Consider the following 20,884-nt stretch of genomic DNA (forward strand, 5'->3'; position numbering starts at 1 on the left):
GACCACGGCGCGGTCAAAAGGAGGTGGACATGACGCATGAAGTCTTCAACCAGCCCGCAGCGCTGTCGGACTACAACCTGTTTGACACCAATCGCCCGCTGCGCGACGCGCTGAAATTTAATGCGCCAGCGCTGGACACGCACGAGCTGAGGCAGCTCGGTGCGAAGCTGGGCAGCACGGCCATGCAGACCCACGCGCGCCTGGCCAATGTGCATGGGCCGGCGCTGCACAGCCATGATCGTTTCGGCCGGCGTGTGGACCAGGTGGAGTTTCATCCGGGCTATCACGAGCTCATGAAACTCGCGACAGGCTCGGGCCTGCATGGCTCTCCCTGGTCTGACGAAAATCCATCTCCTCATGTCCAGCGCGCAGCAGGCTTCATGCTCTTCACCGAGCTCGAGCCCTCCATCCTGTGCCCCATCTCCATGAGCTACGCGGCCACGCCCGCGTTGCGCGGCAACACGGCCATCTACGCCGACTGGGGCCCCAAGCTGGCGAGCCGTGCCTATGACCCCGAACTCAAGCTGTGGCAGGCCAAGGCCGGCCTCACCATGGGCATGGGCATGACGGAAAAGCAGGGCGGCTCCGATGTGCGGGCCAACACCACGCGCGCTGAGCCCGCAGGCCGCGACGGCTGGGGCGAACGTTATGCCATCACCGGCCACAAATGGTTTTTCTCGGCGCCCATGTGCGATGCCTTCCTGGTACTGGCCCAAACCCAAAGTGGCCTTTCCTGCTTTTTCCTGCCACGCGTGCTGCCCGACGGCGGCCTCAATGCCATACGCATCCAGCGCCTCAAAGACAAGCTGGGCAACAAGGCCAACGCAAGTTCTGAAGTGGAATTTGAAGATGCCCAGGCCTGGCTGGTCGGGGGCGAAGGCCGCGGTATTCCGCAGATCCTCGAAATGGGCACCATGACCCGGCTGGACTGCGCGCTGGGCACCAGCGGGTTGATGCGGCAGGCACTGGCCCTGGCGCTGAACCACACCTCGCAGCGAAAAGCTTTTGGCAAGCTGCTCATCGACCAGCCGCTGATGCGGAACGTGCTGTCCGACCTCGCGCTTGAATCCGAAGCCGCGACCGCGCTTGCAATGCGCCTGGCCCGGGCTTTCGACCACACGGGCGATGCCCACGAGGCTGCCATGGCGCGCCTGTTGACACCCGTCGCCAAGTTCTGGATCTGCAAGCGCGGTAGCCATTTCGCCCAGGAGGCGATGGAATGCCTGGGCGGCAACGGTTATGTGGAGGAGGGCGGCGAGGGCGTCATGGCCCGTGTTTACCGCGAAATGCCGCTCAATTCGATCTGGGAAGGCGCGGGCAACATCATGGCGCTGGACCTTTTGCGCGCGCTGCGCAAAGCCGACGCCGTGGCGGCCCTGAACCAGGAACTGGCCGCCGCAAAAGGCGCGCACCCGGCGCTGGACCGGCTGGCTGCTGCCTTGCCCACACGTGTGGAAGAAATGGCGACTGAAGTGGAGGCACGGCGGCTCGCGCAGGACGTCGCGCTGGCGGTGCAGGCCGCCTTGCTGTACCAGACCGCGCCCGCTGCCGTCTTCAGCGCTTTTTGCGACTCGCGCATTGCAGGCAACTGGGGCCATGCTTTCGGTACGCTGGGCGCCGGTACCGATTTCGACACCCTCATCGCGCGGGCCATGCCCCGCTGAATTTCCAGACACCCAGAACACCCGGAGACACCCATGAGCGAGCTGATTCTTCACCACTACCCCACATCGCCATTTGCCGAAAAAACCCGCCTGATGCTGGGTTACAAAAACCTGCCCTGGAAGTCCGTCATCATCCCGATGATCATGCCCAAGCCCGACGTGGTGGCGCTTACCGGCGGCTACCGCAAGACGCCCATCCTGCAAATCGGCGCCGACATTTATTGCGACACTGCCTTGATCAGCGACGTGCTGGAACACCTGCAACCCGAGCCTTCGGTGTACCCGGAACCCAGCAAGGGCCTGGCGCGCACGCTGGCGCATTGGGCCGACAACACGCTGTTCTGGACCTCCATGGCCTACAACACGCAGCCCAAGGGCGTGGCCCAGATTTTTGAAAAGGCGCCACCTGAAGCCGCCCGCGCCTTCGGCGAAGACCGCAAGGCCATGAGCACCGGCATGCCGCGCCTGCGCGCCAGCGACGCCGCCGCGGCTTACAAGTCCTATCTGCGGCGGATTTCGGACATGCTCGACGATCGGCCTTTTCTATTGGGCGATGTTCCCTGCATCGCCGACTTCGCGATGTACCACCCGCTGTGGTTCACGCGGGTGCAAACACCGGTGCTCGCGGGCATCCTGAACCTCACGCCGGCCGTGCTGGAATGGATGGACCGCATGGCCGCCATCGGCCATGGCGGCATTGAAAAATTCAGCTCTGCCGAGGCTGTGGCGCTGGCCGCCGCGTCCACCCCTGCGCCGCTGCCGGGCGATCTGTTCCAGGACGAACACGGCATTCCCTTGGGCAGCCAGGTGCTGGTCAGCGGCGAGAGTTTTGGACCGGAGCCCACCGAGGGCGAGCTGATCGCCGCTACCCGCATGCATTACACGCTGCGCCGTACCGATGCGCGTGCCGGCACCGTGCATGTGCATTTCCCCCGCATCGGCTACACCCTGAAAGCGGCAACTCCGGCATGAGCAGCAACACCGGTATTTCCTGGCGTTTTCTTCCCTTTGGCGCGCTGACCACACGTGAGCTTTACGAGATTTTGCAGCTTCGCAGCGAGGTGTTTGTGGTCGAGCAGGCCTGCAGCTTCCAGGACATGGACGGCGCCGACATGGAGGCCATGCATTTGCTGGGCACAAGCGAAGGGCGGCTGGTGGCCTATGCGCGCTGCTTTGCCGCGGGCGTGAAGTTTGCGGAGGCCAGCATAGGCCGCGTGGTCACGCATGCCTCGGCACGCGGCGGCGGCGTTGGCCATGTGCTGATGAAAGAGGCCGTTGGCCGTTTACAGCAGCACTGGGGCCCGCAACCCATTCGCATAGGCGCACAGGCACGGCTTGAGCAGTTCTACCTGCAGCACGGTTTTTCCAATACCGGCCAGCCCTACATCGAGGACGGCATACCGCACATCGAGATGTTGCGGATTGCCTGAACAGTTGCCTCAAGTTCCCAGAGTGACAGCTGAGACGCCTTGCCTCACGGACAATTTTCCCATTCCAGCCATCAAGGACTCCCCAAAATGATCACGGACTTCAAAGGTAAAACCGCAGTGCTGACCGGCGCGGGCTCGGGCTTCGGCCTGGAATGCGCGCGCCTGGGCGCCAAACTGGGCATGAACCTGGTGCTGGTCGACGTGCAGCAGGACGCGTTGGACAAGGCCACCGAGGAGATGAAGGCCGCCGGCGCCCAGGTGCTGTCCTTCAAACTTGACGTCTCCAGCGCCGCGCAGATGGAGGCCATGGGCAAGGCCGTGTTCGAGCGCTTCGGCGCGCCGCATTTCGTCTTCAACAACGCCGGCGTCGGATCGGGCGGCCTGATCTGGGAAAACAGCGTCAAAGACTGGGAATGGGTGCTGGGCGTCAACGTCATGGGCGTGGTCCACGGCGTACGCATCTTCACGCCGATGATGCTGGAAGCAGCCGCCAAAGACCCATCCTGGCAAGGCCACATCGTCAACACCGCCAGCATGGCCGGGCTGCTGAACCCGCCGAACATGGGCGTCTACAACGTGAGCAAACATGCCGTGGTGGCGCTCAGCGAAACCCTGTACCAGGACCTGGGCCTTGTGACCGATCAGGTTGGCGCCTCGGTGCTGTGCCCGTTTTTTGTGGCCACCGGCATCGGCATGAGCCACCGCAACCGGCCGGCTGAACTCGGCGCGGAAAAGCCCACCAGGAGCCAGATGATCCAGCAGGCCATGACAGGCAAGGCGGTCGGCTCCGGCAAGGTGAGCGCCGCCGATGTGGCGAAACTGGTGTTTGACGCCATTGCAGCCAACCGGTTCTATATCTACAGCCACCCCAAAGCCATCAACTCCGTGCAGACACGGCTTGAAGACGTGCTGCAGGCACGCAACCCGACGGATCCGTTTGCCGACAAGCCCGAAATTGGCCAGCAACTGAAAGCCGCGTTGCGCGGAGCCTGATGCGCCGCGGCTGCCTTGCTTGGGCCGGCCTGCTGCTTGGGCTGGCGGGGGCAGGCGCGTTGGCACAACCGGTGAAGTGCCCCGACGGAAAACTTGCCGACGGCATTGAACGGGCAGGGGACGCCCGGCAATGCCTTGTCATCCGCAAGCTGGCGCCTGGCCAGACGTCCCGCATCACGCCCAAGGTACTGGTCGTCTTTCTGCACGGCGACAATGGCGGGCGCACGGAGTTGAAAGCGGACAGCGGCACAGCAGCCTTGCTTGCCGAAAAGCTCCAGGCCGTCACCGTGGCGATGCAGCGGCCCGGCTACCGCAGCGATCTGGGCGTATCGGACGGCGAGTCCGGCCCCGGGGACGACGACTACACACCCCGCAACGCCGAAATCATTGCTGCCGCGCTGGGCAGCCTGCGCAGCCTCAACCCCGGCAAAAAAATCCTCTTGGTCGGCCATTCGGGCGGCGCGGCCATGGCGGCCTTGCTGGCCAGCCGTTTTCCGGGCAGCGCTGATGCCTATTTGCTGGCCGCCTGCCCCTGCGATGTGCCGGCATGGCGGCAATGGCGCAACAGCTCTGCGGGCAAGTCCGGTGCCTGGAGCCGCAGCCTTTCACCGCTGGCCGAAGCGGAAAAAATCAACCCGGATACGCAGATCAGCGTGGTGGCGGGCAACAAGGACGAGAACACCTTGCCCCAGTTCAGCGAGGCCTATGTCAGGGCGCTACAGGCGCGCGGCGTCAAAACCCGGGTCACGTATGCGATGAACGCCACCCACGTGTCGGTGCAGCGCGCGCCGGAGTTCTTCATGCTGGCCGGGGAATTGGCCGACAGGCTGTCGAAATAGCGCCGCTGCGCTATCCTTGCCGCTCCTTCATTCAACGCTTTTGATGATGTCCAAATTCCTGAACCGCCTTTCCCTGGCTGCCGTTGTCGCGGCCGGCTTGCTGCTTGCCGGCTGTAACGATGCGCCGGGCACCGCGCCCGGCAGCCCGTCGGCAAAGGCTGCCGCCGAACCGGTATCCGTGGCTGCCATCGAAGCCGGCGCCAAAGGCTTTTCGGCCGGCGCTTTAATGAGCAAGCGCACGGTGTATGTGTTTTTTGATGCGCAATGCCCGCACTGCGGCGCCCTGTGGGAAGCGGCAAAACCGCTGAAGTCCCAGGCCAGGTTTGTCTGGATCCCGGTTGGCATGCTCAACGCCGCCAGTACGGCCCAGGGGGCAACCCTGCTGGCGGCCGGCGACCCGGTGGCTGCCATGGACGCGCATGAAACGTCGCTGCAGGCCCGGCGCGGCGGCATCAGTGCGGCCAGCAATATCGACGCGCAAAAAGAAGCCGTCGCCAAAAACACCGAGCTGATGACCAGACTGGGTTTCGCTTCGATCCCCACCATCGTCGGAACCCACGCGCAGACCGGCGCCACGGTGTCACATGAAGGTTCATTGCCAACGGCGGCTCTGGCCACCTTGCTGGGTTTACAGCCGCCGGCAGCGCAGTAATCTGGTCTTTTCCTCGAAAAAAGTGGCTGAAACGCAATAGAGACGGGCGCAACCAGCTATATATTTGATAGCGGTTGCGCGCCGTGGCTCAGGCCCGGTTCAAAACAGAACCCGGCTGCGGATGGTTCCCGGCACCTCTGCCAGCTTGGCCAGCGCGATATCGGAGTGCGCTGCGTCGATGTCGATCACCACGTAACCCACTGCCTCGTTGGTCTGCAGGTACTGCGACGCGATGTTGATGCCGTTGGCCGCAAACACCTTGTTGATTTCCGACAGCACGCCCGGCACGTTGCGGTGAATGTGCAGCAGGCGGTGCTTGCCTGGGTGGGCCGGCAGCGCCACTTCAGGAAAGTTGACGGAAGACGTCGAGGTGCCGTTGTCGCTGTACTTCACCAGCTTTTCGGCCACCTCGATGCCGATGTTTTCCTGCGCTTCCATGGTCGAGCCGCCCACGTGCGGCGTCAAGATCACGTTGTCGAGGCCGCGCAGGGGTGATTCAAAAATGTCCTTGTTGCTGCGCGGCTCCACCGGAAACACGTCGATCGCCGCACCCAGCAGCTTTTTCTGCTTCAGCGCCTCGGCCAGCGGTTCGATCTCCACCACCGTGCCGCGTGAGGCATTGATCAGCACGCTGCCGGGCTTCATCGCGGCAATCTCGGCCGCGCCCATCATCCATTGCGTGGCCTGGGTTTCGGGCACGTGCAGGCTCACCACGTCGGACTGGGCCAACAGATCCTTGAGTTGAGCCACCTGCCGGGCGTTACCCAGCGGCAGCTTGGTCACCACGTCAAAAAACACGACCTGCATGCCCAGCGCTTCGGCCAGCACTGACAGCTGCGTTCCGATGGAGCCGTAGCCCACGATGCCCAGCGTTTTGCCGCGGATTTCGTAAGCGTTTTCGGCCGACTTGAGCCAGCCGCCGCGGTGCGCCACGGCGCTTTTCTCGGGCACGCCGCGCAGCAGCAAAATGGCCTCGGCCAGTACCAGCTCAGCCACGGAGCGGGTGTTGGAAAAAGGCGCGTTGAACACCGCAATGCCGCGTTCGCGGGCGGCGTTCAGGTCGACCTGGTTGGTGCCGATGCAAAAGCAGCCGACCGCCGCCAGCTTGCCGGCCTGGGCAAACACATCGGCAGTGAGCTGGGTGCGGGAACGGATGCCGACAAAATGCGCGTCGGCGATTTTTGCCTTGAGTTCGTCATCGGGCAGCGCGCCGGCCAGGCTTTCGATCTGCGAGTAGCCTGCCGCCTTGAGAACTTCCACTGCGGAGGGGTGAATGCCCTCGAGCAACAGGAATTTGATTTTTTGCTTGTCGACCGAAGTTTTGTTCATGGAAAGCCGCTGCGCCAAGAAGTGGATGAGGAGCAAGTATGAGGGAAGCGAAATACCCGTGCTGGTGCGCGGTTGGGCGGCGGGATTCGAGGCCTCGAATAATGCCAAAAATGCCCGCAGACCTTACTGGACGTGCGCAAGCAGCTATTAAATCAATAGCGGCTGGGTCTGGGGCTCCTGATCGGGTTCGGCGGGTTCACAGGCAACAGCATCCCCCACGCGCAGTAAACCGCCCTGCAACACACGCGCCGTCAGCCCGCCGTGGCCGCGCATGGCGTTGTAGCCGCCCGGGCCCAGCACTTCCTCCATGCGCGAACAGGGTTCGCACGGGCCGGTGATTTCCAGCACCACATCGCCGATGCGCAGCGCCATGGGTTGGTCCCTGAAGAGCGATTTCGCAGCCAGCAGGTTCAGGCCCGACACCACCAGGTTGCGCCTAAGGCTCGCGGTATCCACCGTGCCAAGCCGCATCAGCGCCGCCAGCACAGGCAGGTGCTCGGCCTGGATCAGGGTGACCTGGCGCTTGCTGCTTTCCGGGCGAATGGCGGGCGCCGCAGCGCTCCGGTCGCCTTCCAGCCCACGGCCGGCCAGCGCCGTCACAGTTGCCACGCGGAGCACCGGGCTGCGGCGGGCGGGCCTCAGCAAAATCTGCTCAAGCCGCCCTTGGTGGGGGAATTGCCGGGTGAGCGTGCGCAGGTCACTGATGCCCGTGCCGGCGGTGGCTGTCATTCCAGTACCTGTCCCGCGGAAGGGTAGCTGCGCGACAGCACCTGCTCGTCTGTCAATTCCGGGCCCTGCCACATGGTGACTTCTGAAGCGCCGGCCCCCAGGGCCATCTCATGGAGGGCCCGTATTTCCACCTGGGTGAAACCACCCGCGGGCTCCCCTAGAGGATGGAACACCATGCGGGGCGCGGGAGCCAGCACGTGGCTGGCCTGAAGTTTCCGGACGAATGCCTTCAGTACCTGCTCACCGTGGGTGAAGTCGGACACCATGGAGCGCGGGTGGCTGAAAGGATTGATGACCTGTGCCGACTTGCTCGATTTATGCAGGGCAGCGTCATTGCCCGCACCCAGCACTTTGGGCTTGGGGCTGCGGGAAATCGCAATTTCGGGCACTTCGGAAATGAAAGCGCCCGTTTTCACATTGCGCACCGTCAGCCGGTAAGGCGACAGGCGAATGTACAAAGGTGGCTTGATGAAGTCGAACATGGTCAAGGGCGGCGGTTGAATTCAGTGAGCCTGGTGCTCATGACAATACGGCTTTCAGCGCGGCCAGGAGCCGCGCAGCTGCCAGCTTGACCCGCATCTTGAAACGACGGGCCATGCGCCATGGCAACGACGCCCTGGCCTGGGCCATGATTTTGTCCTTCCAGGCTTTCCAGGGGGTGTAGAGCCGCGCGAACCACGGCATTTGCATGAGTGCAGGCTGGGTCAGCTGAAAGAGGCGTGCGGCCAGCGCGGTTCCGGTGAGTTTGGCCGCCAGTATCAGCGCCAGGCCGACAGTCACATGCCCCAGGCCGAACAGGTAAAGCGCCAGCAGCTTCACCGGTATCAGCGCCAGCACCGGCACGCTGAAGGCGAGCAGGGCAGCCCAGGGCGGCAAGCGGATGATCCAGCGCTCCAGCCGCCCCCACCAGGGCAGGCGCCCCAGTGCTGCAAAGCCGGCGGCCAGCGGCTCCCAGCCCCATTCTTCAAACAGCAAAAACAGCGCGACAGGCGCAAGCAAAACGACCCGCAGCACTTTTTTGAATTTGCCCATATCTGTTTTCCTTAAAGCGCCGAAGGGTAGGCACGGCTCCAGCCGAGCAGCAGCACACCCGCTGCAAGCACCCAGGCCAGTGTGGCGCAGGCGAGCGTGACGGGCAGTGTCGCGCGCACGCTGAGCCAATACACCACCAGCAGATAAACCGCATAGGGGATGAGCGACCACAGGCCAAACAGTGCCGTGGTACGAAGGTCAGCCGCGGAGCGTTCGCTGCCCACGATGTAGTGCGCAATCAATGCAAAGGTGGGAAACAGCGGCACCAGCCCGGCGATGAAAAAGCTGCGCGACCGGGAAAGAAGGGCAATAACCAGCACGGCAAGCGCACCCAGCAGGCATTTAAGAAAAAGTGAAAGCATCGATCGAAAAGAAAAAAGAATGCAGGGACGTGGCCGCAACAGCACGGACCCACAGTTTATCGAAGGGCACTATGGACGCCCCTCGGCCTGTATCGCCTGCATGCCGTTCAGCGCTTCCCTGCGCATGGAAAAAATGCTGTCGTTCGAAAGCTCAGGCACCACTGCAAAGCCGAGGCCTTCGTAGACGGTCAGCGCAGGGTGGTTGTCACGGTACACGCGTAGTGTGAAAGCTGTGGCACCGGTGTTACGAGCCGCCTGGGCCATTAGCAGCCTGCACAACATTGAACCCAGGCCCTGGCCGCGCGCGTGGGGCGCCAGGATGATGCGGGCCAGATGGGCAACACCTGCCTCACGCACCCAGAACTGCCCAAAGCCCAGCGCCTCTGCCGGCCCCCGGCTTATGACAAAGCTGAAGGCGCCGGGTTCAGCCAGCAGTACCGGGAGTCGCTCGGGCTCAAACGGAAACTTCAGCTTGGGGCCGGCCCAGCGCAGACAGGTGCTGGCGTCCTGGACCCAGGTGGCCAGCGCCGCATAGTCGGCGGCCCCGGGCGGCCGCAAGGCCAGCGAAGGAGCGCAGGGCGGTGATTGCGGGGAATCCATGGCGCCATTGTGCGGCAAGCCCGAGGCCTCGCGTTGCCCCGCCTATACGGTGCGCCAGGCGGTAGTCCTTCAGTGGCCGTGCTTTACGCGGCACATTGAAGGCTGACGGCCTGCAGGGTCTTGCCGGTTTGAGGGTCGAACACCACGAGATTCACCTGGCGCTCATGGCCCTGGGTCGCGGCTATGCTGCGAAAGGCCAGTTTTTGCGGCCCGGTTCCACTGCTTTTGTATTCCCCTGCCTGGGTGTACTGGCGCACCACGAAGTCGTGTTGGAGAACTTCGCCGGCGTTTTCGCCGGCTTTCACCCTGGAATTGTGCCCATGCTCGGTGACGGTCCAGTAGGCTGACCAGGACGGTGACACCTGCGGTGCGGGCACCGGGGTGACACTGGCTTCAAACTGGCCCGGCCCGAGTTGCCTGAGTACGATGCTGGCGCGCGCGGGTTCCTTGCTGTCGGCAGGCCTGCCACCCCAGCGAGGCCAGTCTTTGCCGTTGAGTACGGCCTGCGGTGTATAGATGCTGCGCAGATTGCTCCTGGACGCTATTTCGCGTTGCCGGCTGGTGTAGGCGGGCGCGGCAAAACGGTCAACCCAGCCGATGTAGTCCCAGTAGCCGACATGAAAGGCTTGCACCACGGCCCCACTGCCTTTCAGCGACGATGCCCATTTGTCAGCGGGCGGGCAGGAGCTGCAGCCCTCAGAGGTATACAGCTCAACAACCGGCGTGATGGTCGGCCCTGAGCTGATGGCACAAGCGTTTTGTGCGGACAACGCGCTGGACGTCGATGCCATCAGGACGATTGCGATGATCAGCGGGGTGTTGCGGCGGGAAGGCCGTGGGGGCGCGGTGTGCAGCATGAGGGTCTCCGTGGATTTGCAGACCCCCATTGGTCGATGGACTTCGCCGGTTCTTACACCTGCCGGGCTTGGTTAACAAAGACGCGGCACAACCGGTATTCAGGCACTTAAACCAGCGGCATGGTCTCCGAGTCTTTTTCCAGGTGCGGAATGCCGCCATGCCGCTCAAGCCTGTCCTGGAGCTGGCCCATGTGGGCGGCCATGGTGTTGTCCGACTGCTCCAGCCGCGCCAGCAATGCCTGTTGCTGCTGCGAGAAGCGTTCGGCCAGCACAGTGGCGGCGGCGGCTTCCCGGTGCTGTGCGGCCAGGGCCTGCACCTCCAGGTAGCTCCGCAGTTCGGTAAAACGCGAGGCCTCGGCCTTGTCAGCCAGCTCACGCTGCGTGTTCAGCTCGCGTGCGTAGCGCCGGGTTTCCAGCAAGTTGGTGCTTTGCATGTAGAGCGTGGAGGCCAGAAACACCACCGTGGCAACCACCAGCAAGAGCAGCATCACGAAGCCCAGCGACACCTCCACGGTGGTAAAGCCCAGGCTGAGCATGCTCACACGGCTGAATTCATCGACATTGAGGGCCACAAAGCCCGCCAGCAGCAGCATGGCCACCACCAAAAAAATCGTGCGAGTCCGCATGTGTGTCTCCCCTGAAAATGTAAGAAATTGCTTTAAGCCAAGGGCCATTATCAGAAGCAAAACAGCGCTGGTGCTGTGGGACAATGCCGACCCTTGGCGTCAGTTTGTACTCGGCGCACCGATAACGGCTCTCTGCCAGGGCAGGCTGCATCGCCGGGCGGGCATTTGCCCCTTTATCGACCTTCTTTTGCTTCTTTTTCCGAGCTTTTTCGAACATCTCTTTCAATATGCAGAAAATCATCCGCCAGATCGCGGCAGAAATTAAAGTCCAGGAACACCAGATCAAGGCAGCCGTCGAGCTGCTTGACGGCGGCGCCACGGTTCCCTTCATCGCGCGCTACCGCAAGGAAGCCACCGGCGGGCTGGACGACATCCAGTTGCGCGAGCTGGAATACCGGCTGGGGTACCTGCGCGAGCTGGAAGAGCGACGCGAAGCCGTGCTCAAAAGCATTGAAGAGCAGGGCAAGCTCACGCCCGAGTTGCGTGCAGCCATAGAGTTTGCCGCCACCAAGCAGGACCTCGAAGATCTTTACCTGCCCTTCAAGCCCAGGCGCCGCACCAAGGGTCAGATTGCGCGTGAAGCCGGCATCGAGCCGCTGGCCGACAAGCTGTTTGCCGACCCGTCGCTGGTACCTGCCGACGAAGCCGCGGCCTTTGTGAAGGCCGAAAAGAACGAAAGCGGTGACGACTTCACCACCGTGCAAGCCGTGCTCGACGGCGTGCGCGACATCCTCAGCGAACGCTGGGCCGAAGATGCCGGCCTGGTGCAGTCGCTGCGCAACTGGCTCTGGAGCGAGGGGCTGTTCAGCTCCAAGCTGGTGACCGGCAAAGACGAGAACAACGCCGACAACAGCAAATTCCGAGACTACTTCGACTACGGCGAGCCGATTGGCCGCGTGCCTTCGCACCGTGCGCTGGCAGTCTTTCGCGGCCGCGGGCTTGAGATCCTGGATGCCAAGCTGGTACTGCCTGAGCAGGCCGAGCCCGGCAAGCCCAGCATTGCCGAAGGCAAGATCGCGCTGCACCTGGGCTGGAGCCACAAGGCGCGACCAGCGGATGATTTGATCCGCAAGGCCGTGGCCTGGACCTGGCGCGTCAAGCTCAGCCTCTCGCTCGAGCGCGACCTCTTTACCCGTTTGCGCGAAGAGGCCGAGAAGGTCGCCATCAAGGTCTTTGCCGACAACCTGCGCGACCTGCTGCTGGCAGCGCCCGCCGGCCCGCGTGTGGTGATGGGCCTGGACCCGGGTATTCGCACCGGCGTGAAGGTGGCCGTGGTCGATGCCACCGGCAAGCTGGTGGAGACCTCTACCGTCTATCCGCATGAACCGCGCAAGGACTGGGATGGCTCCCTGCACACGCTGGCCAGGCTCTGCGAAAAGCATGGCGTCAACCTGATCGCCATCGGCAACGGCACCGCCAGCCGCGAAACCGACAAACTCGCCGCCGACCTGATCAAGGGAATGGCCAAGGTGGAACAGGCCATTGAAAAAGTCGTGGTCAGTGAGGCGGGTGCCTCCATCTACTCCGCCAGTGAATTCGCCAGCCAGGAAATGCCCGACGTGGATGTGAGCCTGCGCGGCGCGGCCAGTATTGCGCGACGCCTGCAAGACCCGTTGGCCGAGCTGGTCAAGATCGACCCGAAATCGATCGGCGTTGGCCAGTACCAGCACGACGTGAACCAGAGCGACCTGGCGCGCAGCCTCGACACCGTGGTCGAAGACTGCGTGAACAGCGTGGGCGTGGACCTGAACACCGCCAGCGTGCCGCTGCTGGCGCGCGTGTCGGGCCTGTCGCAAACGGTGGCCAAGTCGGTCGTGCGCTGGCGTGATGCCAACGGTGCCTTCGCCTCGCGCGCCGACTTGCTCAAGGTGACCGGCCTGGGCGCCAAGACTTTTGAGCAGAGCGCGGGTTTCCTGCGCCTGCGCAGCAGCAGCAACCCGCTGGACATGACAGGGGTGCACCCCGAAACCTACCCGGTGGTTGAAAAGATCATGGCCCACACCGGCAAGCCGGTGGCCGAGCTGATGGGCCGGGCCGAGATGCTCAAGACCCTGAAGCCCGAGCTGTTTGCGAATGAACAGTTCGGCGTGATCACCGTCAAGGACATCATTGCCGAACTGGAAAAACCCGGCCGCGACCCGCGCCCCGACTTCAAGGTGGCCCGCTTCAACGACGGCGTGGAAGACATCAAGGATTTGAAGGAAGGCATGACGCTGGAAGGTACGGTCAGCAACGTGGCCGCCTTCGGCGCCTTCATTGACATCGGTGTACACCAGGACGGCCTGGTCCACGTGAGCCAGCTTTCCAACAAGTTCGTGAACGACGCGCGTGAGGTCGTAAAAACCGGCGACATCGTCAAAGTACGCGTGACCGAGGTCGATGTGGCGCGCAAGCGCATTGGCCTCACCATGAAACTCGACGCCGCACCGGCCCGCCGCGACGGCCCGCGTGACAACCGCTTTGAAAGCGCGCGCCCGCCGGGCGGGCAAAACCGCGGCGGCAACTATGGAAGCCGCCCAGGCGCGCCACAACCGGCCGCCGCGACCGCCATGGAGTCGGCCTTCAGCAAGCTGGCGGCACTGAAGAAATAACAATGCGCACGCCGCCAGGTCGCCAGAAAGACATGAATTGACCCGTTTTTAAGGTTAAATCAGGCCCTGGCGCTTGACTGGCGGGCGCAACCAGCTATCAAAATAATAGCAACCATCTACCCCCATGCAAGCCCTCCGCATTTACGCCGGTCCCAAGGCACGCCGGCATATCGAGCAAAACGGCCTCAGGCCAGCAGACATTGCCGTCGTACCCGGGGCGGCGGGCGGGCCCAAGGGCTTGATCCTTGGCGCACTGGACCGCTTTATCTTTGGTGACTGGCTGGCGCAAAGCAGCCATCCGGTGGACCTGGTCGGCGCGTCCATAGGCGCATGGCGCATGGCCACGGCCTGCCTGGACAACCCTGAGGCCGCATTCCAGCGCCTCGAAACCGATTACATCCACCAGCATTACGAACTCAAGCCCGGGCAGAAGCGCCCGACCGCCGACGCCGTCAGTGAGCAGTTCGGCCAGAGCCTGAAGGTTTTCTACGGGGGCAGGGTGAAGGAAGTGATTGGCCATCCCCGCTATCGGCTGCACATCGTCACCTCGCGTGGCCGCCACATGCTGGGCCGTGAGCACAAGGTGGCCACGCCGCTGGGCTACTTTGGCGCGTTCCTCACCAACAGCCTGCACCGCAAGGCCATGGGCGCATGGCTGGAGCGCGTCGTGTTTTCCACGCAGAACGCCTCCCTGCCGTTTTCAACTGCCGACTACCGGACCCGCCAGGTGCCGATGGACGAAGCCAATTTTCAGCCGGCACTTCAGGCCAGCTGCTCCATCCCTTTTGTGCTGCGCTCCGTGCACAACATCCCCGGCGCGCCGCCCGGCGCCTACTGGGACGGCGGCATCACCGACTACCACCTGCACCTGAACTATCACCGCGGGGGCACGGCAGGGGAGGCGGGGTCATCGCCGGGATTGGTGCTGTACCCGCATTTCCAGAGGGCCGTGGTGCCTGGCTGGCTCGACAAGGGCCTGAAGTGGCGGCACGGAGCCACACATTTTCTGGACAACATGGTGTTGCTCGCCCCCAACCCGGAGTGGATCAAAACCTTGCCCGGCGGCAAGCTTCCGGACCGCGCAGACTTCATGCGCTACGGCCCCGATATCCAGGCACGCATACGCGCATGGTCGCAGGCCACATCGAAAGCCGGGCAGCTTGCGGAGGAATATGCCCGGTGGCTGGAACATCCGGACATGAAGCTGGTTCATCATTTATGAACCGGCCATGAACCGGCCGGAATGCGCGCCTGGATGCGGTGTTCCCCCGGCGAGGCGCTCATAAAAAAGCCGCATGACGTGGCACGTCATACGGCGATTCCAGATCGCTGCCAGGCACCTCAGCCTGGAGCGGAAGCCTCAAAACACGTGTGCAATACCCGCGTACAGCGACTTCGGGCTTTGGCCGACCGCCGAGAGCGCCAGGCCAGCCGAACTGCCACCGCCGCCGCTGATGGTGTAGCCTGCGTTGGCCTGGTTGCTGATCCTGGTCGCGCCGCCGTAGATCGTGGTTCGCTTGGACAGCGGATAGTCGTAGCGCAGACCTATGGCCTTGGAATCCGAATTCGCCGTGGTCTTGTTTTTGAGCTGGCCGTAGGTGGCGATCAGCTTGCCTACGCCGACAGGTGCCGAGGCGCCGATCTGGTAAGCGTCGAGCGCGGGCGCACCAGTCGTGTCGCCGCGACGACGTACAAAGATGGCAGACGGCTTGATGAACCCGAAATCGTAGGAGACGGCGACGTCAGTGTATTTATCGGTATTGCCGACTATGTAGATGGTTTTTTCCGTCAGGTAGCTGACTTGCGCCGCAAGCGTGCTGCTGCTGTAGCCGGCTGCGATGTTGAGCACGTTGCCGGTGGACTTGGGTTGGCCGCCCGCGCCGGTCGATTCGCCGAAAGCATAAAACACATTGGCCTTGAAACCGCTCCAGGTCGGCGTTGTGTACTGGATGGAGTTGTCCCGGCGGGTGGTGGCGTCAGAGAGCGAGCCACCGTTGATGCCTACGCCCGGCCCCGCGTAATAGTTCAGGGCGCCGGACATCGTGAATCCGGCAGGGTCAAAAGCCGCCATGGTTCCAAAATGCGGCGTGTACTGGCGGCCGATGTTGACGGCGCCGAAGTCACCACTCAAGCCCACGGTCGCCAGGCGCTGAAACATGTAACTAGCCCCAGTCGGCACAGTGCTGGTGGGGATGGTCGCAGTACCTGTGCCAGTGCCTGTGTCTGTTAAAAAGCCGGCCTCCAGCACGAAATTCGCCTTCAGGCCGCCGCCGAGGTCTTCCGTACCGCGAAACCCGAAACGTGAACCCATGGCACCCCCGCTGGAGACGCGTGTCACATTGCCGTTGCCGGCAGACGCGACTTCCAAATAGGTATCAACCACGCCATACAGCGTGACGGAGCTTTGGGCCTGAGCGGCGCAACTGGCAGCGGACAGCACGGAAAGTGCAAATAGTTTGGTCTTCATCAGGTCTCCTAATGTTGTTGATATAAGCGTGCTTATCGATTCGACGCAGCCCTACAGGTCCCATGCACTGTTGTTTGCGGACAGCAAACACCGCGTGAAATCGCTAATCACTGCATGAGGTTAATGGGGTTTTAGTTATAAAAAATAAGTAAATAGTCTCTTGTCAACAATGACATTTATGGTTATAAAAAGTAATTAAATGATTTTGCGACTGATTCTTCGGCCAGAACGCAGCCTGGCTGCTAGCTACTGATCTGGCCCGAATTGCGAGTGATGCTGCGCGAAGGCAACTTCAGCCCGGCGTCCACCGCATTCCCGGCGCTACGAGAGCGGTGGGACCTCATCATTGCCCGCACTTCGCGATGCTTCTGAACTGATGGGGTGGCGCATACATCGGATGGGTCCGATGTGGCAGATAGAGACATGGTGGGCGGGTGCGACCTGGCGCACCCCCAGCGGGAGCTCAGCGCCAGGCGGAGCCGGCGTCCGGGCAGTCGCTCGACACGGCTCTGACGGTCGCTGCCGGCAATGTCGCACGCTGGTGTTCGGCTCGCCACAACACATCCCAGACACCAAGATCCGCCAACTGAAGCCGCACCGTGCTGCGGCAATGCCGATTCCAGTCGTAGCCGACCATGAGATTGAGCCGGTCGCTTGCGGCTCGCGAGGCTGGCGCTTGTTCGGCCAGCTCGCGGCGTGTTTTTTCGCTCCAGGCTTGTATGGCCGGAACCTCGGGCAGCAGGTGTGCCGACCAGCGTGTTTCGCCGTAGGCTCGCAACAGCAGGTCGTTCGCCTCATAGACCCGGCCGAGGTAACCGGCATGCGCATCGACAATCAGGTCAACCTCACCGCCGGGCGGCGCCGGCCGCGCCGCCAACGCTTTGACGATGCCGTGCTCCTGCGCGATTCGTTCAAGTTTTTTCCAGTGGCCAGCCATGCCGATCAGGAGGTTCACTGCGATCATCAGTACCAGGGCGCCGCGCAGTGTCGCACCCCGCACCGTCGCGCGTTGGACCAGTGCGACGCAGCAGCCCGCAAACAGCGCAATGACAACCATCGGTAGCAATAGATGCCGCGCACCCCATTCGCCGTACCAAAAGCTCAACGGCGCCTGGCTTGAGGCCGTCGCGAGCACCGCGGAGACGGAAGTCGGCGACGGCAAATGAACGACAAACAACGGGGAGCCGAGCCCGACCACCACATAGGGGGCCATGGCCGCCAGCGCGAGCAATCCCAGTAGCGCCATCGGCCGCCAACCGGCTCGCAGCGCGGTACCGAACGACTTCTCGCCGGCAGCCCGGCGATGCCAGCTCGCCACGAGGCCGGGCAACAAAGGCAGTAGCAGCAGGAACCAGGTTGCGAACAGTGCCAGATATTTGAGGTAACTCAGCATGCTGCTCAATGCGAGGGGATCGAGAAACTGGTTGTAAGCGATGTACGCGCCGACTGGCCGCCAGATCACCCGCGTAGCGGCAAACGCGGCAATCGCAGCGAACACCAGAATCACCGAGCGGACATAGTTCCAGCGGGATCTGTCACGGGCAAACAGCCAGCGACCGGATTCCAGCGCGATCAAAAAAGCACAGTTCGATGCGAGCTGGAACGACAGCAGCACCAGCAGCAGCCCGAGACTGGCTTGCATGCGTCCGGGCGCGTGGAACAAACGGTAGCCCGCCAATGCCAGAAACACGCAGGTGATATGGCCGAGCATTGGCGTGTAGCTGAAGAAAACATACCAGAGCGGGAAGCTCAATACGACGGCAGGCAACCATGCGGCAACCGCCGGTTCAATGTTAAAGACGTCCTCCCCAAGGCGGCGTACTTCCCAGGCGATACCGAGCGCCATCAAGATGATCCAGAGCTTGAAAAATATCCAGGGTGGCAGCAATGGCTGAAGCGCATCGGCGAGGTAAAAGAGGCCGTAGGTCAGGTACCAGTTGCTGTCGAGCAGCCAGCTTCTGAGCGTGGCCCAGTCGTGATTGGCCAGAGCGTGGGCGCCGATGACACCATCCCACATTTCAGTCGACGACAGCCAGATTGGTGCAGGTCCGAGCAGCAGCGCGAACACGGTCCAGAAAATTACGCTACCGAATGGGGTTGTCGGTCCGGCGCGGCCAGCCTCGGCCGCCTTAATCATCGAAATTAATGCGTTCACGTTCGACGACGAGCGGACGTTTCATGACATGGGTCAGGATCGCGCCGACATATTCTCCGAGCAGGCCTATAAAAAACAGCTGTACCGATGCGAAAAAGAACACGCCTATCAGTACCGGTGCCGTGCCCATCGAAAACTGGTTCCAGAACAGCAGTTTGAGTAACAGATAGACGAGGGAGACCAGCAAGCTCAAGCCCGACAGAGCAAAACCGATCATCGTTGCGAGCCGTAACGGCACGCGCGAGTGAGAGGTGATGCCGAGCATCGCAATATCGTAGAGCGTATAGAAGTTGTTTTTGGTAATGCCCCGCAGGCGCCGCGGCTGGTTATAGGGGATTTGCACCGCCTCGTAACCAACCTCGGAAACAAGGCCGCGCAAATAAGGATATGGATCGTCGATGCGTCGCAGGACCTCCAGTACCTTGTGGTCGTACAGGCCGAAGCCCGTGAAATTCTGGATCAGCTTGACGTCGGCGATCTTTGTGACGGTACGGTAATAAAGGCGGCGCAGCGAGAACATCAGCGAGGACTCTTCGGAGCTTGGTTTCACGCCGACAACGATTTTTTCGCCGTCAAGCCAGTGCGCGACAAAATCTTTCATAAGTGCCGGCGGATCTTGCAGGTCTGCCACCAGCAGGATCGCAGCGTCGCCAGTCGCCTGCAGCAGTCCATAGTAGGGTGAGCGGATATGGCCGAAATTGCGCGCGTTCAGGATGACCTTGACCTTCGGGTCGGCGGCTGCCAGTTTGCGTAGCAGCGCTTCGGTACGATCAGTCGAACAGTTATCGATAAACAGGTGTTCGTAACTGACGCCCTCGATTTCACCAAACACCGCGCGAGTTTGCGCATAGACCTCTTCGACGTTGTCCTCTTCGTTATAGCAAGGGGTGACTACTGTGATTTTTTTCATGGCATGGCGAAGACGAATTTCTGTTGCATCTTATAGGCGATCAATGCAAGCGGGAGCAGGACTATCGCGTTGGCGGCATAAAGATTGAGACCTGCCGCCAGCAAAAGTGCAACCCCGCCCACATTAAGCCCGTAAATCAGGACATAAACCGCGACAAAACGCATGAGCCTGCTGCGGGGTGCGCCGTCGAATACGAGTCGACCGGTGGTCTGAAAGTTAAACGCGATCCCGGCAACGGTCGCCAGTCCGATCGCTACGGGATATGGCATGCCAAGCAAGCTCAGAATTGCGAACAGTCCGTAACCGAAACCGGTATTGAGCAGGCCGACTGTCAAAAAACGCAGAAATTTTGAAATTGGCAATTCAAGCAAACCTTGGAAGCTGGGCAGAACGTATTTTCCCCCCAACCCTGCGCTACATCGATTTTTCGAGCATGAGGCGGTAATCATTCATGTCGGCGATGCGTGGATTGGTCTTATGGCAATGGTCAGCCAGCGCGCCGTCGATGATCCTGCCGAAACTTTGCGGCTGCACGCCCATTGCTGCGAGGCCGTCAGGCAACCCCAGCCGTGCGTTCATCTCGCGGATGGCATCCGGAATGTCGGTGCCCGAAGCAAAGCCCATGGCACGCGCCATGCGGTCGAGGCGCCGGTCCTTCTGCACGGATTCGGCGGCCGCATTGAAGTCGACGACCACAGGCAGAAACATGGCATTCAGCGTGCCGTGGTGCAGGCGCGGGTCGACTCCGCCCAGGCTGTGGCTCAGCGAATGCACGCAGCCCAGTCCTTTCTGGAACGCCATGGCCCCTTGCATGGAGGCGCTCATCAGGTTGAAGCGGGCGTCCCGGTCACTGCCATCGCGCGTGGCCCGTTCGATATGGGCCCAGCCGCGTTCCAGGCCGTCCAGCGCGATGCCGTCGGCCGGCGGGTTGAAGGCGGCTGACATGAAGGTCTCCATGCAATGCGCAATCGCGTCCATGCCGGTGGCCGCTGTCAGTTTGGCCGGCAGGCCCAATGTGAGCTCCGGATCGCAAATCGCCGTTTTCGGCACCAGATGCCAGGAATGAAACCCAAGCTTGCGGTGGTCATCCACAATAATGATGGCCCCGCGGGCGACTTCGCTGCCGGTGCCGCTGGTGGTGGGTACGGCAATCAGCGGGGCCGCGCGGTCCGTGATTTTCAGTGAACCGCCTTCAATGGTGGCGTAGGTCGTGAGCGGGCCTTCATGGGTTGCGGCAATCGCCACGCCTTTGGCGCAATCAATGGCTGAGCCACCACCGACCGCGATCAGGCCGTCGCAGCCGGCGGACTTGTACAGCGCGGCGGCTGCGCGAACGGCTGCCTCGGTGGGATTCGAAGGGGTTTGGTCAAACACCGTCACCTGCACACCGGGCAGCGCGTCAATCGCTTTTTGCAAAATACCTGCAGCCTTGACACCGGGGTCGGTGACGATGAGCGGACGGGTGATGCCGACACGCTCACATTCCTGCTTGAGCAATTTGATCGCGCCGAATTCAAACTGGATCTGGGTGACGTAATAGATAAAGGCCATGGTTTTGCTGTCTTTCGCGTTGTACGATGCTGGGCGGTTTTCCCGTGCCGCCCATCTTGCCCCAATCGGTTGCCCCAATCGGCTTGCCCTTACTTTA

22 protein-coding genes are annotated in these 20,884 nt (G+C 62.2%); 9 read left to right on the forward strand and 13 right to left on the reverse strand.

Annotation, left to right across the window (positions count from 1 at the left end; genetic code table 11):
• Positions 1–23: 23 nt before the first annotated feature.
• The 6 genes from AC1DU8_RS10195 to AC1DU8_RS10220 all read left to right on the forward strand — a co-directional run bounded on the left by AC1DU8_RS10195 (position 24) and on the right by AC1DU8_RS10220 (position 5,578).
• A complete protein-coding gene (locus AC1DU8_RS10195; RefSeq protein WP_477690171.1) occupies positions 24–1,664 on the forward strand; it encodes an isovaleryl-CoA dehydrogenase in 1,641 nt (546 codons plus the stop codon).
• Positions 1,665–1,697: 33 nt separating this feature from the next.
• The gene (locus AC1DU8_RS10200; protein WP_477666006.1) at positions 1,698–2,636 is read left to right on the forward strand and encodes a glutathione S-transferase family protein; all 939 of its coding nucleotides are present in this window, start codon (positions 1,698–1,700) and stop codon (positions 2,634–2,636) included.
• A complete protein-coding gene (locus AC1DU8_RS10205; protein WP_457280866.1) occupies positions 2,633–3,094 on the forward strand; it encodes a GNAT family N-acetyltransferase in 462 nt (153 codons plus the stop codon). Before AC1DU8_RS10200 ends, AC1DU8_RS10205 begins: the two co-directional genes overlap by 4 nt.
• Positions 3,095–3,181: 87 nt before the next feature.
• Complete coding sequence (locus tag AC1DU8_RS10210; RefSeq protein ID WP_477666007.1) at positions 3,182–4,087, forward strand: SDR family oxidoreductase; 906 nt, start codon at positions 3,182–3,184, stop codon at positions 4,085–4,087.
• Positions 4,087–4,926 carry an alpha/beta hydrolase family protein gene (locus AC1DU8_RS10215; RefSeq protein ID WP_477666008.1) on the forward strand — a complete coding sequence of 280 codons (840 nt, stop codon included), beginning with the start codon at positions 4,087–4,089 and terminating at the stop codon, positions 4,924–4,926. The genes AC1DU8_RS10210 and AC1DU8_RS10215 overlap by 1 nt, the downstream gene beginning before the upstream one ends.
• 46 nt (positions 4,927–4,972) lie before the next feature.
• Positions 4,973–5,578, forward strand: coding sequence for a thioredoxin fold domain-containing protein (locus tag AC1DU8_RS10220; protein WP_477702040.1), 606 nt, complete (start codon positions 4,973–4,975; stop codon positions 5,576–5,578).
• Between the two features lie 99 nt (positions 5,579–5,677).
• Here AC1DU8_RS10220 and serA read toward each other — a convergent pair whose 3' ends face one another.
• From serA to AC1DU8_RS10260, 8 genes are all read right to left on the reverse strand, one after another.
• Positions 5,678–6,907, reverse strand: a complete 1,230-nt coding sequence (gene serA, locus AC1DU8_RS10225) for a phosphoglycerate dehydrogenase (protein ID WP_457280870.1) — start codon at positions 6,905–6,907, stop codon at positions 5,678–5,680.
• A 147-nt stretch (positions 6,908–7,054) separates the two neighbouring features.
• The gene (locus AC1DU8_RS10230) at positions 7,055–7,636 is read right to left on the reverse strand and encodes an MOSC domain-containing protein (protein ID WP_477666010.1); all 582 of its coding nucleotides are present in this window, start codon (positions 7,634–7,636) and stop codon (positions 7,055–7,057) included.
• Positions 7,633–8,118 carry a rod shape-determining protein gene (locus AC1DU8_RS10235; RefSeq protein ID WP_457280872.1) on the reverse strand — a complete coding sequence of 162 codons (486 nt, stop codon included), beginning with the start codon at positions 8,116–8,118 and terminating at the stop codon, positions 7,633–7,635. Before AC1DU8_RS10235 ends, AC1DU8_RS10230 begins: the two co-directional genes overlap by 4 nt.
• A gap of 37 nt (positions 8,119–8,155) precedes the next feature.
• Positions 8,156–8,668, reverse strand: a complete 513-nt coding sequence (locus tag AC1DU8_RS10240; protein WP_477666011.1) for a hypothetical protein — start codon at positions 8,666–8,668, stop codon at positions 8,156–8,158.
• Positions 8,669–8,679: 11 nt separating this feature from the next.
• Positions 8,680–9,030, reverse strand: a complete 351-nt coding sequence (locus AC1DU8_RS10245; protein WP_457280874.1) for a GlpM family protein — start codon at positions 9,028–9,030, stop codon at positions 8,680–8,682.
• Positions 9,031–9,099: 69 nt separating this feature from the next.
• Positions 9,100–9,630, reverse strand: a complete 531-nt coding sequence (locus AC1DU8_RS10250; protein WP_477666012.1) for a GNAT family N-acetyltransferase — start codon at positions 9,628–9,630, stop codon at positions 9,100–9,102.
• Positions 9,631–9,713: 83 nt separating this feature from the next.
• The gene (locus tag AC1DU8_RS10255) at positions 9,714–10,487 is read right to left on the reverse strand and encodes a DUF1223 domain-containing protein (RefSeq protein ID WP_477666013.1); all 774 of its coding nucleotides are present in this window, start codon (positions 10,485–10,487) and stop codon (positions 9,714–9,716) included.
• Positions 10,488–10,594: 107 nt separating this feature from the next.
• The gene (locus AC1DU8_RS10260) at positions 10,595–11,113 is read right to left on the reverse strand and encodes a hypothetical protein (protein ID WP_457280877.1); all 519 of its coding nucleotides are present in this window, start codon (positions 11,111–11,113) and stop codon (positions 10,595–10,597) included.
• Here AC1DU8_RS10260 and AC1DU8_RS10265 point away from each other — a divergent pair.
• From AC1DU8_RS10265 to AC1DU8_RS10275, 3 genes are all read left to right on the forward strand, one after another.
• Entirely contained in the window at positions 11,079–11,378 is a 300-nt protein-coding gene (locus AC1DU8_RS10265) for a hypothetical protein (RefSeq protein WP_457280878.1), read from the forward strand. The genes AC1DU8_RS10260 and AC1DU8_RS10265 overlap by 35 nt on opposite strands.
• Positions 11,341–13,704 carry a Tex family protein gene (locus AC1DU8_RS10270; RefSeq protein ID WP_477702042.1) on the forward strand — a complete coding sequence of 788 codons (2,364 nt, stop codon included), beginning with the start codon at positions 11,341–11,343 and terminating at the stop codon, positions 13,702–13,704. The genes AC1DU8_RS10265 and AC1DU8_RS10270 overlap by 38 nt, the downstream gene beginning before the upstream one ends.
• Before the next feature lie 124 nt (positions 13,705–13,828).
• The gene (locus AC1DU8_RS10275; protein ID WP_457280880.1) at positions 13,829–14,926 is read left to right on the forward strand and encodes a patatin-like phospholipase family protein; all 1,098 of its coding nucleotides are present in this window, start codon (positions 13,829–13,831) and stop codon (positions 14,924–14,926) included.
• Between the two features lie 138 nt (positions 14,927–15,064).
• On the opposite strand, the gene AC1DU8_RS10280 is transcribed toward AC1DU8_RS10275, so the two are convergent.
• The 5 genes from AC1DU8_RS10280 to AC1DU8_RS10300 form a co-directional block, all read right to left on the reverse strand.
• Positions 15,065–16,171 carry a porin gene (locus tag AC1DU8_RS10280; protein ID WP_457280881.1) on the reverse strand — a complete coding sequence of 369 codons (1,107 nt, stop codon included), beginning with the start codon at positions 16,169–16,171 and terminating at the stop codon, positions 15,065–15,067.
• Between the two features lie 463 nt (positions 16,172–16,634).
• The gene (locus AC1DU8_RS10285) at positions 16,635–18,326 is read right to left on the reverse strand and encodes a hypothetical protein (protein ID WP_457280882.1); all 1,692 of its coding nucleotides are present in this window, start codon (positions 18,324–18,326) and stop codon (positions 16,635–16,637) included.
• Entirely contained in the window at positions 18,301–19,236 is a 936-nt protein-coding gene (locus AC1DU8_RS10290; protein ID WP_457280883.1) for a glycosyltransferase family 2 protein, read from the reverse strand. The genes AC1DU8_RS10285 and AC1DU8_RS10290 overlap by 26 nt, the downstream gene beginning before the upstream one ends.
• Positions 19,233–19,685 carry a GtrA family protein gene (locus AC1DU8_RS10295; protein WP_457280884.1) on the reverse strand — a complete coding sequence of 151 codons (453 nt, stop codon included), beginning with the start codon at positions 19,683–19,685 and terminating at the stop codon, positions 19,233–19,235. Before AC1DU8_RS10295 ends, AC1DU8_RS10290 begins: the two co-directional genes overlap by 4 nt.
• Complete coding sequence (locus AC1DU8_RS10300; protein WP_457280885.1) at positions 19,651–20,787, reverse strand: iron-containing alcohol dehydrogenase; 1,137 nt, start codon at positions 20,785–20,787, stop codon at positions 19,651–19,653. The genes AC1DU8_RS10295 and AC1DU8_RS10300 overlap by 35 nt, the downstream gene beginning before the upstream one ends.
• Between the last annotated feature and the right edge of the window lie 97 nt (positions 20,788–20,884).

This window comes from Polaromonas sp. P3_A5 (assembly GCF_056403055.1).

Excerpts from the sequence above, each read along its gene's own strand:
- AC1DU8_RS10240 (WP_477666011.1), bottom strand. The coding sequence starts at position 8,668 with ATGGGCAAATTCAAAAAAGTGCTGCGGGTCGTTTTGCTTGCGCCTGTC.
- AC1DU8_RS10290 (WP_457280883.1), bottom strand. The coding sequence starts at position 19,236 with ATGAAAAAAATCACAGTAGTCACCCCTTGCTATAACGAAGAGGACAAC.
- AC1DU8_RS10215 (WP_477666008.1), top strand. The coding sequence starts at position 4,087 with ATGCGCCGCGGCTGCCTTGCTTGGGCCGGCCTGCTGCTTGGGCTGGCG.
- AC1DU8_RS10270 (WP_477702042.1), top strand. The coding sequence starts at position 11,341 with ATGCAGAAAATCATCCGCCAGATCGCGGCAGAAATTAAAGTCCAGGAA.
- AC1DU8_RS10250 (WP_477666012.1), bottom strand. The coding sequence starts at position 9,630 with ATGGATTCCCCGCAATCACCGCCCTGCGCTCCTTCGCTGGCCTTGCGG.
- AC1DU8_RS10275 (WP_457280880.1), top strand. The coding sequence starts at position 13,829 with ATGCAAGCCCTCCGCATTTACGCCGGTCCCAAGGCACGCCGGCATATC.
- AC1DU8_RS10205 (WP_457280866.1), top strand. The coding sequence starts at position 2,633 with ATGAGCAGCAACACCGGTATTTCCTGGCGTTTTCTTCCCTTTGGCGCG.
- AC1DU8_RS10200 (WP_477666006.1), top strand. The coding sequence starts at position 1,698 with ATGAGCGAGCTGATTCTTCACCACTACCCCACATCGCCATTTGCCGAA.
- serA (WP_457280870.1), bottom strand. The coding sequence starts at position 6,907 with ATGAACAAAACTTCGGTCGACAAGCAAAAAATCAAATTCCTGTTGCTC.
- AC1DU8_RS10235 (WP_457280872.1), bottom strand. The coding sequence starts at position 8,118 with ATGTTCGACTTCATCAAGCCACCTTTGTACATTCGCCTGTCGCCTTAC.
- AC1DU8_RS10280 (WP_457280881.1), bottom strand. The coding sequence starts at position 16,171 with ATGAAGACCAAACTATTTGCACTTTCCGTGCTGTCCGCTGCCAGTTGC.
- AC1DU8_RS10265 (WP_457280878.1), top strand. The coding sequence starts at position 11,079 with ATGGCCACCACCAAAAAAATCGTGCGAGTCCGCATGTGTGTCTCCCCT.
- AC1DU8_RS10255 (WP_477666013.1), bottom strand. The coding sequence starts at position 10,487 with ATGCTGCACACCGCGCCCCCACGGCCTTCCCGCCGCAACACCCCGCTG.
- AC1DU8_RS10260 (WP_457280877.1), bottom strand. The coding sequence starts at position 11,113 with ATGCGGACTCGCACGATTTTTTTGGTGGTGGCCATGCTGCTGCTGGCG.
- AC1DU8_RS10230 (WP_477666010.1), bottom strand. The coding sequence starts at position 7,636 with ATGACAGCCACCGCCGGCACGGGCATCAGTGACCTGCGCACGCTCACC.
- AC1DU8_RS10210 (WP_477666007.1), top strand. The coding sequence starts at position 3,182 with ATGATCACGGACTTCAAAGGTAAAACCGCAGTGCTGACCGGCGCGGGC.
- AC1DU8_RS10300 (WP_457280885.1), bottom strand. The coding sequence starts at position 20,787 with ATGGCCTTTATCTATTACGTCACCCAGATCCAGTTTGAATTCGGCGCG.
- AC1DU8_RS10295 (WP_457280884.1), bottom strand. The coding sequence starts at position 19,685 with ATGATTACCGCCTCATGCTCGAAAAATCGATGTAGCGCAGGGTTGGGG.
- AC1DU8_RS10245 (WP_457280874.1), bottom strand. The coding sequence starts at position 9,030 with ATGCTTTCACTTTTTCTTAAATGCCTGCTGGGTGCGCTTGCCGTGCTG.
- AC1DU8_RS10220 (WP_477702040.1), top strand. The coding sequence starts at position 4,973 with ATGTCCAAATTCCTGAACCGCCTTTCCCTGGCTGCCGTTGTCGCGGCC.